This is a genomic window from Lysinibacillus sp. UBA5990, assembly GCF_002429815.1.
In the GTDB taxonomy this organism is placed as follows: domain Bacteria; phylum Bacillota; class Bacilli; order Bacillales_A; family Planococcaceae; genus Lysinibacillus; species Lysinibacillus fusiformis.
This window is the reverse complement of the sequence record NZ_DJAY01000015.1, coordinates 310,471-323,543: the sequence shown is the minus strand read 5'-3', so window position 1 is coordinate 323,543 and position 13,073 is coordinate 310,471. Positions and strand designations below refer to the sequence as shown.

12 protein-coding genes and 1 riboswitch are annotated in these 13,073 nt (G+C 38.2%); all 12 genes read right to left on the bottom strand.

Annotated elements, in window-relative coordinates; translation table 11 throughout:
* Positions 1–127 precede the first annotated feature (127 nt).
* Positions 128–715 (bottom strand): ECF transporter S component, encoded by a 588-nt coding sequence (locus B3D94_RS14085; RefSeq protein ID WP_069480472.1) that lies wholly within the window; start codon positions 713–715, stop codon positions 128–130.
* Positions 716–933: 218 nt separating this feature from the next.
* Positions 934–1,121, bottom strand: a riboswitch (FMN riboswitch).
* A 154-nt stretch (positions 1,122–1,275) separates the two neighbouring features.
* Positions 1,276–2,559, bottom strand: a complete 1,284-nt coding sequence (locus tag B3D94_RS14080) for an RNA polymerase subunit sigma (protein ID WP_291757849.1) — start codon at positions 2,557–2,559, stop codon at positions 1,276–1,278.
* On the bottom strand, positions 2,556–3,089 hold the full coding sequence (sigX, locus tag B3D94_RS14075) for an RNA polymerase sigma factor SigX (protein WP_036124281.1): 534 nt from the start codon (positions 3,087–3,089) through the stop codon (positions 2,556–2,558). The genes B3D94_RS14080 and sigX overlap by 4 nt, the downstream gene beginning before the upstream one ends.
* A gap of 78 nt (positions 3,090–3,167) precedes the next feature.
* Positions 3,168–4,943, bottom strand: coding sequence for an ATP-binding protein (locus tag B3D94_RS14070; protein WP_069480470.1), 1,776 nt, complete (start codon positions 4,941–4,943; stop codon positions 3,168–3,170).
* Positions 4,936–5,652, bottom strand: a complete 717-nt coding sequence (locus tag B3D94_RS14065) for a response regulator transcription factor (protein WP_004232215.1) — start codon at positions 5,650–5,652, stop codon at positions 4,936–4,938. The genes B3D94_RS14070 and B3D94_RS14065 overlap by 8 nt, the downstream gene beginning before the upstream one ends.
* Positions 5,653–5,767: 115 nt before the next feature.
* Positions 5,768–6,949, bottom strand: a complete 1,182-nt coding sequence (gene ccsB / locus B3D94_RS14060) for a c-type cytochrome biogenesis protein CcsB (protein ID WP_291757848.1) — start codon at positions 6,947–6,949, stop codon at positions 5,768–5,770.
* A complete protein-coding gene (gene resB, locus B3D94_RS14055; protein ID WP_069480469.1) occupies positions 6,946–8,622 on the bottom strand; it encodes a cytochrome c biogenesis protein ResB in 1,677 nt (558 codons plus the stop codon). The genes ccsB and resB overlap by 4 nt, the downstream gene beginning before the upstream one ends.
* Positions 8,623–8,635: 13 nt before the next feature.
* Positions 8,636–9,169 (bottom strand): thiol-disulfide oxidoreductase ResA, encoded by a 534-nt coding sequence (gene resA / locus B3D94_RS14050; RefSeq protein ID WP_069480468.1) that lies wholly within the window; start codon positions 9,167–9,169, stop codon positions 8,636–8,638.
* Positions 9,170–9,495: 326 nt separating this feature from the next.
* A complete protein-coding gene (locus tag B3D94_RS14045) occupies positions 9,496–10,227 on the bottom strand; it encodes a pseudouridine synthase (protein ID WP_008174614.1) in 732 nt (243 codons plus the stop codon).
* Between the two features lie 339 nt (positions 10,228–10,566).
* Positions 10,567–11,637, bottom strand: coding sequence for a D-alanyl-D-alanine carboxypeptidase family protein (locus tag B3D94_RS14040; protein ID WP_291757847.1), 1,071 nt, complete (start codon positions 11,635–11,637; stop codon positions 10,567–10,569).
* 71 nt (positions 11,638–11,708) lie between these two features.
* Positions 11,709–12,302, bottom strand: coding sequence for an SMC-Scp complex subunit ScpB (scpB, locus tag B3D94_RS14035; RefSeq protein WP_069480465.1), 594 nt, complete (start codon positions 12,300–12,302; stop codon positions 11,709–11,711).
* Positions 12,274–13,053, bottom strand: coding sequence for a segregation/condensation protein A (locus B3D94_RS14030; RefSeq protein WP_291757846.1), 780 nt, complete (start codon positions 13,051–13,053; stop codon positions 12,274–12,276). Before B3D94_RS14030 ends, scpB begins: the two co-directional genes overlap by 29 nt.
* Between the last annotated feature and the right edge of the window lie 20 nt (positions 13,054–13,073).

The following is a 13,073-nucleotide window of genomic DNA, read 5'->3' as shown; positions in this document are numbered from 1 at the left end:
CTTTCGACTAGGTTTTACTAAAAAAGAACTAGTGTTAATTTGACTACCCATTACCTTTTTCTATTTTTCTTTCTACATTCCACCCCATAAAAAAACCTCGAGTTGATCCCTCGAGGTTTAGTACAATTTATTTTGTTATATACATAGAACGCTGGCGGTCAATCCATTTACGCATCGTCGTAAATAATAACGCCATAATTCCCGTTAATAAAATACCTTTGACAATATTAAATGGTAAAATACCAGCGACAATCATTTTATAAAGTGAATCACCTACAACAGGCTCCATCCCTAAGAAGTAAGTGTACATTGGTAAAAATACAGCATAGTTTAAAACACTCATTCCTACTGCCATCACAACTGTTCCCATTGCTAAACCTCCAACAAGACCAGCGATTGTTTTAAAGCGATTAAAAATAAAGCTTACTGGCAAGATAAATAAAATACCTGTTACAAAATTAGCCATATGCCCTACCGGAACGCCTGTTGGAGTGCCTGAGAAAATCCAATCCAACACATTTTTAAACAATTCTACTAAAATACCAGCTACAGGTCCCATCGTGATTGCTGCAAGTAAGGCAGGCATATCACTGAAGTCCACTTCCAAAAATGCTGGGAATGGCGGAATTGGGAAATTAAAAAGCATTAATAAAAACGAAATACTGCTCAGCATACCAATCGTAATAAACGATTGAAGTTTGACATTTTTCTTCATAGAAAACTCTCTCCTCTTTGCTGATTCAATCTCGCAAGAAGAAAGGTGACGATCTTTCAATTGTTTCATGAAAAAACCCTTATGCGTTTAATAAAGCATAAGGGAGAAAGGCATAACGAATAAGCGTCCTCATTTACTATTTTTGAGCACTGTTTGATAAGCCATACAAAAAAGCGCTCGGTCATAGTTCATTTCATGACAATGAATGACGATCGTACCTTCATCTTCTCCCATCCAGACTTTAACTGTCGGCCTTGGAATTTCACCAAGTCAGCCATGCGAAAATTCGCACAGGTCGCGGGCTGAAGAGTTTAACATAAATCAAACGAGCTAATGAATGTATTCACTAGCGATTTATGACTCTATTACCGCCGGTCGGGATTTTCACCCTGCCCCGAAGATGAATCATATTATTTTATTCTACAGCTTTACTATAAAGAATTACTAAGTAAAAGTAAATAGTTCTGCTCAAAAAAATCCGATTAAATTGCTATGCTTTATAAATAGAAAAGGCACTCCCGCCATGCAGGAATGCCTCTCTTGTTTTTTTCTTCCTTCGACTATGGTAAAAACTGTTTATTCGGTCCCACTGGCTTTGGTAAATAACCCTTCAAATCAAACCCTTCCCAGCTTTCTTGCACAACATTATCTAAAAGTAGCTGTTGATTAAAGCTAGCAGCAGTTAACATCATGGCCTCAATTAATTGAGTTGCTTGTATTGGTTCCATAGATGTTAAATCAAGTGGAATATCAAAAGTAACAACTACACCTTCTGCTTGTTCAGTGACTGTGTATGTTACATTTTCAGGCACTACGGATGTATAGACATCATCATTTTTATTTTTCATCATTGTAAGTGCCTCTGTGACTGTCTCAAAAGATTGACGGAAATCTGGTGATAAATATTCTGCACCATTGGTATCATGGTACAAGTAATAATTAAAGTTCTTTGCATTCGTTAATGACATTGCTTGACTTGGCTCACCTTCTTGAGAAAACTCATATAGGGTTCCATCTTCATTTTGGATTTCTACTTCGGTATATTCAGAGTTCGAGAATGTATCTTCCATTGTGCCTTTATATTCATTCACTGTAGCAGAGGCAACATCATAGTCATTCTCTTTTGGCAAGACATGGATGAGCTTATCTTCCTTTTCCTTCAGCTCTCCTTTATAAGGATGATACTCTGTAAATCCTTTAGCCTCCTCGTCAATTTGAGGAGCATACTTTTCATACATCCGTAGGGTAGAAGGCTTCTCTTCTCCAAAATCAGTAGCCACACGTTCATTTGGTATCACATACGTCATAGGAACACTTTCCGCATCACGCCCTGCCAAACCAATACGGAATACGACAGCATCTTTTACATCCTCCTCATAGACAGATGTACGTAAAGATAAAATGCGCTCATGTTCGGCGACAATACTTTTGGAATCCAGCACTTCATCCTGCGTTGCCGCTTCCTTTGCTGCTGAATCCTCTTGCATCGTAGAATACTGTGCCGTTTCAGGAATACTCGCTTGATCTTTTTGCTCACCTTGGTTGTTCTTCAATATTGTGCTAACTAGTATTGTTAGCACAAAAACTGCGGCTACACTCATATAAATCTGCATATTACGTACTTTTGATTTTGTCGCAGGCTTTTTAATAATAGCATCTTCCTGTTGAGATGGTTCATCATCTATAGGTTCTTGCATAGCTTCTTGAAGGTGGATATTATCTTGCAAGCGAGCATCCGCCATTAACCGATTTAATATATCTTCTTTCGAACGGTGGTCAGAAAGCTTAGGGGCATTGTTCAGTACATGTTCAAGCTGCTCATCATCAAATGGCTTATGTGTCATTGCCGTTTCGCCTCCTGTTCTCTGATCGGCTGTAGCTGTTGCCTTAAAAATTTAATGGCTCGATGCTGGGTTGTTTTTACCTTCGCTTCTGTCCAATCAAGTATTTGCGCCGTTTCTGCAATCGATAAATCCTGGAAATAGCGCATAATAATGACCATTTTTTGATCGCCAGTACAGTTTTCTAATGCTGACTCTACTTGCATAAATTCATCACTGGCCTGTAGCATTTCCTCCGGTGATGGTGTGTTTGAATGGAGCTGTTCCGTTTCCCAGTCAAAGAAATCAAGCGAATGCTTCTGACGCACAGCTTGCTTTCTAAAATGATCAATCGCAACATTTTTGGCTATTGCAAAAAGCCATGTTTTCTCACTACTATTGCCTGCAAATTGATCATATGAGCGCAATACTCTTACATAAACTTCATGCGCTAAATCCTCAGCAAGTGTACGGTTTTTTACTAGATAAATTAGAAACTGGAACACGTCTTGATGATAGGCATCGTATAGTCGATGGAACACGGAGTCATTCAATGCACTCCACCCCCGTTCTATATTATTTGTCGTCTTACATTCGCAGAAGTTACAGTCAACTAATAACAAACCATGTTATTAATCGAATGGTAAATAAAATGTGAAGGTAGTACCTTCCTTAAGCACACTATCTACCATAATATTTCCTGAGTGTGCCTTTATAATATTTCGTGCAATGGCTAAGCCAAGTCCCGTACCCCCCTTAGATCGAGTACGTGCCTTATCTGCTTTATAAAAGCGTTCAAAGACATAAGGTAAATCATCTTGAGGAATGCCATGTCCTGTATCTTGAACAGAAATTTTAGCGAATGTTGGCTCCTGCTCCACTTTTACTGTGACAGATCCCTCGTCCGTATGTCTTAGTGCATTGTCGACTAAATTTGTGAGTACTTGCTCAATGCGATCCTCATCTATATTAATCATCGCATCGTCATTAAATTCACTATCAAATAGTAGACGAATATGCTTTTCTTTTGCAACCTGTGCAAATTTGTGAGTAATACGTTCGAATGTAGAATTAATTGGTAATTCATCTTTATAGAGCGTCATATGTCCCGATTCCATGCGTGCTAAATCTAATAAATCCGTGACAAGGCGACCCATTCGTTTGGATTCATCATAAATAATTTTAGTTATTTCATTACGTTCTTCCTGATCTTGAATAAAATCATCATCCATCAATGCTTCAGAGTAGCCTTGAAGCATGGCGATTGGAGTCCGCAATTCATGAGAGACGTTCGCAATAAAATCGGATCGAAGTTTTTCTAGGCGATGTTGTTCAGTCATATCACGAATAACAGCGACTGCACCACGAATGATTTCTCCACTATAAAGAGGACTAATTGTAAACGTATAGTAATTACCGTCCATTTCAATTTCCTCTTCTAGCTTATCCTCAAACATTAGTACATGGTCCAGCATATGATACAGCTCTGGCGGTATTGGCTTAGCACTTTGTGAGCCTTTGTTTACAAACCATTTTTGCATCAGACGTTCCGCTGGTGGATTACTTAATAATATTGTACGGTCGCGATTAAATGTGATCACTGCATCTGTCATGGATGTCAAAATATTGGATAACTGTTCATTCTCTTGATTGATGACCTCTAAATTATGCTTTAATTGACGACCCATTTGATTGAAAGCAACTGCCAGCTGTCCAATTTCATCATTTTGAGTCGTAGGCATTTTCGCTTCAAAATTCCCTTTTGCAATTTCAAATGCCAGCTCACGCATTTTTCTAAGTGGTGAAGTAATACGTGAAGACAAGAAGAACGCAAAAAATGTAGTCAAGACAAATGCTATGAAAGCTGCCAAAAAGACAATTTTCGTCGTTTCCTTGGACGTTTTATGTAGGGCATCGGGGCTTTGATAGATGAAAACTGCTCCATGTACAGCATTCTCTACATTTAATGGGAAACCAAGTACAACGTAAGATTCCATTTTCTCTTGATCTGTAGAGGAGGGCATCATCATTTCTTTAGTAATTGGTTCATCTGATTGAAAAACTTCACGGAAAGATTTATTTGCCAAAATAGTATCTTGAATTTCCTTTTTATTGAGTCCCTCTTGCATAGCAAAGGATACCTCTACATGGCTGATTGCGATTAGTGCGTTGGTGCCTTTAGGTAAAATATCTTTTAATAATTCCGAAGTCGATTCAGCTGTTTCATTGTCATCCACTATACTTGCCACAGTGGCAGCGGTTTGACGTAAAGATATTTCCGCTTGCTGCATATGGTAGTTTTGAAGAAATTCAAGCATTAATACCGTGAAAACAAATAATACAAATGAAACGAGAAGCAATATGGTTACCCATAGCTTCCCGACAACACTATTCCATATTCTATTCATTGACAACCTCAAATTTGTAACCAACGCCCCAAACCGTCACAATCATTTTAGCAGCGTTTTCAGAAACACGGTTGAGCTTTTCACGTAAACGCTTTACGTGTGTGTCAACTGTACGTAAATCACCAAAGAAATCGTAATGCCAAACCTCTTTTAGTAGTTGTTCACGGTCAAATACTTTGTCTGGCGATTTCGCTAAGAAGTAAAGTAATTCATACTCTTTTGGTGTTAAATTCACCTCAATGCCCTCTGCCGTTACACGGTGTGCATCATGATCGATCATCAAATGCTGGAACACCACTAAATCTTTTGAAGAGGATGCATTTGTCGTTGGTGAGAATGCCTGTGAACGACGTAAAATGGCCTTCACACGTAACACTACCTCACGAGGACTAAATGGTTTTACAATATAATCATCTGCTCCTAGCTCGAAGCCTTGAACACGATTAGCTTCCTCGCCTTTAGCAGTTAATAAAATAATAGGAGTTGCAGCGCGTTCACGAATTTCTGCACACACTTCTAGCCCATCTTTTTCAGGCATCATAATATCAAGTAAAATACAGTGATATTCTTTTTCTAAAGATTTTTCGATCGCTTGTTCACCATTTTCTGCCTCGTCAACAAGGTATCCTTCTCGCTCCAGATACATTTTTAATAAGCGGCGAATTCGATCCTCGTCATCTACTACTAATACTGAAATATTTTCTGACACTTTCACGATCCCTCTCTTCCAATCTTTCTCTAACTTCTATTGTACATGGTGTGACACATATTGAAAAGAAAAGAAAGCCTCTTCGCTAGAGCGAAAAGGCTTGTTGTTTCACAGGTTATGCGTAGGAGTGTAAACCTGCAAGAATTAAGTTAACAGCAATTAGGTTAAATAATATAATACCGAAACCAATTAATGCTAACCAAGCAGATTTTTGACCTTCCCAGCCTTTTGATAAACGTAAATGTAGGAATGCCGCATAGAATAACCATGTAATAAGAGCCCATACTTCCTTAGGATCCCAACCCCAGAAACGACTCCAAGCAATTTGCGCCCAAATCATCGCAAAGATTAAAGCGCCTAGGGAGAATACAGGGAAACCAATTAACACTGAACGATAGCCAATTTCATCAAGTAATTGTAAATTAACACGCTTCACAAGTGGTTGGAAAATAGCACTTATTCGACGACGTGCAATTAAGCGAATTAATAAATACAATACAGACCCTACTAATAAAGACCAAAAGACAGTTGTTAATTTCTTCGCATTAATTAATGCTGGCATTTCTACTATTGGTGACATGCCATGCTCTTCAACCGCCTCATACTCATTCATACCGAAAACTGGTGGTAAATTGTAAATAATTTTACGCGTTGTTCCTTCTTTATCCACGTAATTGTAGCTAGATTCATAATCCATTGCACTGAATGTAGATGTCACAGCGACAAACCCAACAACTACTACAAGACAGTACATAACAGCTTCTAACCAAAAACGTTGTTTAGAAGGCTTCGTTAAATCTACAACCTTTAATAAGTAAATAAGTCCAGCCACAGCACTGATCGCTAAAATAGATTGCCCTAATGCCGCTGTAATCACGTGAATTGTTAACCAATGGCTTTGTAATGAGGGCACTAATGGACTTACTTCTTTCGGGAACATTGAAGCATAAGCGATAATTAAAAGTGCTACTGGTAATGCTACTAATCCAAGTGCAGATAAACGATAAATAAAGTAAATTAAAATAAACGCACCAACAATGAACATACCAAAGGCAGTTGTAAATTCAAACATATTACTTACTGGCGCATGTCCAGTATAAATCCATCGTGTAATAAAGTAGGCAAGCTGTGATACAAATCCAATAATTGTTACGACAATGGCAAGCCTACCCCATTTACCAGTGTTTTTACCCGTAGCATTCGCTTGCTTAATGGAACCACCAAATAATAACGTCGCAACTAAATAAGCAATAAAAGCTACAAATAACAGGTTTCCACTTATGTCAATCAAACTCATAAGGTGTTGTCACCTTCCTTTTCTTTAATGCCACCATCCGTGGACTCTTCGCCAGCCTCTTCTTTCTCTAACTGATCTTTGTATGGAGGCAATGCAGCAAATGCTGTAACAGCATCTAAATCCTTTTTCATGCTGAACATATTTTTATTAACATGGGCAGCCATTAAAACACGGCCATCCGGCTCAACTTGAAGCCATAAACGACGGTGATTCCAGTATGATCCAATTACGACACCAAGCATAAAGATAACTCCACCAACAAATAAGATAGGAATTGTACTATCTTTACGGACCGTAATACCAGACATATCACGCATCTCTGCTGCAGCAAATTTCATTCTGTATTGATTTTCACCCAGCGGTTCTAGTGGTGGCTGCATAATTTCCACAAAACTTACTTCGCCTTCTGGTGTTTCTGGCGTAGTCATTTTAAATAAAAATGCTGGATTATTTGGAATTGATGTTTTTGTTTGGGGTTCTCCATTTTCAAAGCCATCAAAATCTGGTGTATAAACTAGAATTTGCACGGAAGACCCATTACCTAAATCATATTCTTTTTTAGGATTTGTTAAATCAATTTCCACTTTACCAAGTGATTTTTCACTCGCCTTATTAATTAATTCAAAATTCATTTGCTTTAATTCATTCAGACGATAATCCATTTGATAAAGAGCGTAGCCATCTTCTTTTAATGGGTGATTGACACGAATCGAATAATCTTTAACTTTTTCCAGATTTTCCGTATCACCCGGGATTGCATCTTTAGGCTGTTTGTAAAGCGTAATGTCAGTTTGGAAGTTTTTTGCAACAACATTAACATTTTGCTTTACTTGCTCTCCTTGGGGTTCATTATCATGAGTTTCTAAAATAAAATCTCTGTTTTCAATAAAATAACCGTCCATGCCAGTAATAGCACGTGTTTCTCCCTCGCGGACCCATATCGACTCATCCACATAGAAGCCTGGTACAAGACGTAACATAACCCCACTTATGAAGATAATGAGACCAACATGGTTTATGTACGGACCGTAACGAGAAAAGCGACCTTTTTCAGCTAAGAGAGCGCTACCATCTCGACGGACAGAGTATCTCATTTCAGTCATCTTTTGAGCCACTTTATCAAGCGTTTCCTCGGCGTCAGCCGTTATTTGCCCCTCACCAAAAATGCGTTGACGCTTCATAAAGCTTTCATGTCTTTTAACACGTTGATTCTTTAGAGATTTATAGAGCGGGATGCCTCGGTCCAGACTCGCTACAATAATTGACACAGCTAACATGCCAACTAAAATTTGGAACCACCATGAACTATATAAATCTGAGAGTCCTAGCGTGTAATAAATTTTACCAAACGTACCATATACGTCAGCGTAATAAGCGCCTTTCTCCATATCAGAGGCTTTTACGTAAAACTCTTGTGGTAGTAATGTTCCGATTGAAGCAGCAATCAATGTGATAATAATTAAAGATATACCAACTTTAACACTCGAGAAGAAATTCCAAATTTTGTCGACAATCGATTTATTATAAGTCTTAGAACGAATGGCAGTACCATCATAGCGCATATCGACAACTTTATTTTGCTTCTCTTCTTCCGTTAAAGGACGACCACATTTCTCACAGAGCTTCGTGCCGTAAGGATTACTATGACCACAAGCACAAATGATTTTTTCCATCGTCATTTACTCCTTATTTCGGCTTCACTAATTCCATGTACGAAGCAATATTTGCATCTGTCATTTCACCAGTAATAATTTTTACCACTTTTCCTTCTGGATCAATTAACACCGTAGCAGGTAATTGACCTACGTTATAGGCAGTCATAACACTTTTTGTTTTATCAATGACTACTGGGAAAGACAATTTATATCGATCGACAAAATTCTGTACTTCAAAATCTGTTTGAGCGATATTGACCGCTAAAGTTTGTACACCTTGATCTTTAAATATTTGATACTGTCTGTCCATCGCAGGCATTTCCTTTTCGCATGGCTTACACCAAGTTCCCCAGAAATTTAAAAATACCCCTTGTCCTTTATAATCCGACAATTTATGTTTTTCACCGTTTAAATCTACTAACGTGAAGTCAGGTGCTTCTGAGCCAACTGCTACTAACTCTACTTTTTCCTTTGTTGCTGTTCCATATACCGTGTACCCGATTGCCAAGGCTAATACTGCTAAAATGACAGTCCGTAGTACGAGACGCTTTTTCTTTTTCTCCAAGTTAATAAACCCCCTATCATTTACGACTTTGCGTAAACATTGTAGACATGAAGCTTTTTACATTATAAAGACTTTAGCTAGAACTTTTTCATTTTATAAACGTCTTTACGTATGTAAAAACATCTATGAAAATTGTACGTCACCGATGTGCTAAGCTCTTCAGGCTAAAATGTAACTAGGTGTACTATTCTCACCTATTATAGCAAAATGATACAAAAACACTTAGCTATTAATTATGAATGATTTATGAACGATTTCACCAAAAAGAAAGTGAATATAGTTTTTATTACCGTTCAAGGTACTATCACTTTCTTCTGGCAAATTATTTAATCCAGTTTCCCTGTTTCTGCTAACACGCGCAATTGCTTGACTTCATGCTTCGACAATTCACGGAATTCACCTGGTGCAAGGCCAAATAAATCTAAAAAGGCAAATCGTTCACGTTTTAATTTGACAACAGGTGTACCAATTGCTTCAAACATACGTCGAACTTGGCGATTACGGCCTTCATGAATTGTGATTTCGCAAATTGCCTTGCCAGCTTTTTCGTCAAAGGACGTCATACTTACTTTGGCAGGTGCAGTCTTGCCATCCTCTAATTTAATACCACGTTGAAGCTTTTTCAGACCTTCAATTGTTGGAATACCTTTGACACGAGCGATATACGTTTTGTCAATTTTAAATTTCGGATGCGTCAACATATAGGAAAATTCTCCATCATTTGTTAATAGCAATAATCCAGATGTATCATAATCAAGACGACCAACTGGGAAAATACGTTGCGGAATATGATGAAATAAATCTGTGACAGTTTTGCGTCCTTTATCATCAGTCACGGCCGAAATTGTTCCGCGTGGTTTATACAGTAAGAAATAAACTTTATCTTCTTTTTCAAGCTTTACGCCTTCCACTTCAATTGTATCTGAGTTAGACACCTTTGTTCCTAATTCACGGATAACTTTACCGTTCACTTTAACTTTACCTTCTAGTATCAATTGCTCTGCTTTTCGCCTTGAAGCAATCCCCGCATAGGCAATGACTTTCTGTAATCTTTCCATTTCTTCACCTCTAGTTTTCTTTCACATTGACAATTTCGTCGAAAATCGATTTCTCGTTCAATTGAATAGGGTTAATTTTCCCGCTAATCTGTGAAAATTATGTCATACTTTAGCGTAATATTAAAGAAAAACAAATTTCACATTCATTGTTGGAGTATTCGTAATACTTTTTCATTAGCGCATTGTTCAATATTAGGAATAGAAATTTCCTTGTACCATGCTAGTAGTATACTCTTTTTACCAAAAAGCAAATCGTTTTAAAAAAATGTTTATATTTTCTGTTTGCACTCCGTTTTAGACGGAATTTTTGTAGAACAAAAAAATCAGCAAATCGTTTTTTCAACGATCCGCTGATTCAACTTTTACTGGTATTGCATAAATACGTTCTTCGCCTAGAAAGATGGACAAGACAGCTTCCTGACGCTTTCTTGAAACATGTAAAACTTGCCGCACTTGCGCTTTTTCCTCTTTATTTAACTGCAGGCGAACTGGCTCTTCTAATCGAATAGCCAACTTTTTATTTACGTTGTATTTGCCCTTCTTTACTACTGTTTCAAGATCATAATCTGTCCACACTTGATTGGAAAAGCTTCGATGAACATTCCAATCATCCGATACATTTAACGTGACAACTATGCAGGTTTGCCCGTCCTTTTGAAAGGCTGTTGCAAGCGTACGACCAGCTACCTTTGTAAAACCTGTTTTACCTGCATAAGCAGCTCCAGTAGCAGATTTTAAAGAACTCACAGGCTGCTCTGTCTCATCATCAATTTCTGCAGCCACTCCTGAGCCTTCTCTTAATAGTCGATGCTTATTTTCCCATAGCATTCCGTTCACCGTATTCGCTCGATAAAGAACCGTTGAAGCGATTTTTTCAAATGTTTTATTTTGCAAGGCAACTCTCAGCATCTCGGCCGTATCCCTTGCAGAAGATAAATGCTCTTCATGATGTAAGCCAGAGGGGTTCATAAAAACCGTATTGGTAAGACCCGCAATAACAGCTCTTTCATTCATTAATTTGACAAAGCCTTCTACAGAACCACCTACATGCTCTGCTAAAGCTGTCGCAGCATCATTGCCTGATCGCAGCATTAAACCATATAATAACGTTTCTACGGTTACCGTTTCGCCTGCCTGCAAATAGATGGAACTCCCTTCAGCCATGGCAGCCTTAGGTGTAATGACAACTTCCTCTTGCAAATCACTATTTTCGATGGCCACAAGGGCCGTCCAAATCTTCGTTAAGCTAGCAATTGGTAGCCGTTCATTACTATTTGAACCTATTAACACGCGACCTGTATCTCCATCTAAAACCGCGTAGCCACTTCCACCTCTCGCAAAGCTTGTTTGCGGAAGTAATACCATTAACACAATGATCATCAACATTATTAATCGAAATAACCGAAGCAACGAGCCACTCCTTATTCAATATGATAGGAAAGTATAGATTTATATTGGTCGTTATGCTTTATTCCTATACATTACTTTGCACCATTAAAAGCTTCTTGGAATTTAGTCATAAATAAATCGGTTTCTTGTTCATTTTCTGAAAGCTCTTCATCTGGCAGAGGTGGCATTTCCTCTACACTGTTTAAACCAAAATAGTGTAAAAATTCTTTAGTTGTTCCATATAGGATAGCACGACCAGTTCCCTCTGAACGTCCTACCTCTTTTATCAACCCTCTAGACACTAAAGTCTGAATGGGTCTTTCACATTTAACTCCTCTTAAATCTTCTATAGCTACCCTAGTAATTGGCTGTTTATAAGCTACAATTGCTAATACCTCAAGAGAGGCTTGGGATAATGATTGTGCTGTTGGGTTTTCTACTAATCTTTGAATAGTATCTGCTAAATCGGATTTTGTAATAAGCTGGAAAACGCCTGCCATTTCTTTCACAGTTATTCCTCTAGCTAAATCTTCATCATAGACTTTTCGCAAGGCATCCATTGCCTGTATAATAACCTCATCTTGTTCTCCTAACAGCTGAGAAAGTTGTTTAATTGTTAAGCCATCATCACCGACAACGAACAATAAGGCTTCAATTCTACTTTGTAACATCGATGTTTTCGTCATCTTCCCATTCCTCCTTCTGTAGGGTAACCATTAATTCTTCAAAGTTACCATCTTGCTCTACGATGACGACCTGACGTTTCATCAATTCGAGAAGGGATACAAACGTCAAAATAAGAGTCGGCTTATCTTCATAGGGAAAAAGCTCGAAAAATGATGCACGTCCACCTGTTGATCGTAAAGTATCTACAACCGAACGCATTTGATCCTTCACTGACCGTTCTTGCCTCGTTACTGTCGTTTTTAGAGGCTTCTTTAATTTCTTTCGACGCATCAATTTTTGAAATGCTCCAAGCATATCATAAATATTCACATTCAAATCAAACAAAGCCATTTGTTCATCTGATGCTAAACCAGTTAAATCAGCTGGCGGCCTTGTAAATACTTGCGCTCGATCAGTTTCAAGCTCTTGCAGACTGCTAGCGGCTTCCTTGTATTTCTTATACTCGATTAACCGCTGTACCAGTTCCTCACGTGGGTCTGGGCCATCTACTTCCAATTCGGCATCTTCCATTTCACCCTCATGAATAGGTAATAGCATTCGGCTTTTAATCGCCAGCAGTGTTGCGGCCATTACTAGATATTCACTTGCTTCATTTAACTCCAATACTTGCATGGCATGTATATGGTCGATATATTGTTGTGTGATTTCGGCCATTGGGATATCATAGATATCAATTTCCAACCTGTGAATTAAATGCAATAATAGATCAAGAGGCCCTGAAAAGGCATCTAATTTTACTTCATAAGACATTATTTTACCACCCTGAGATT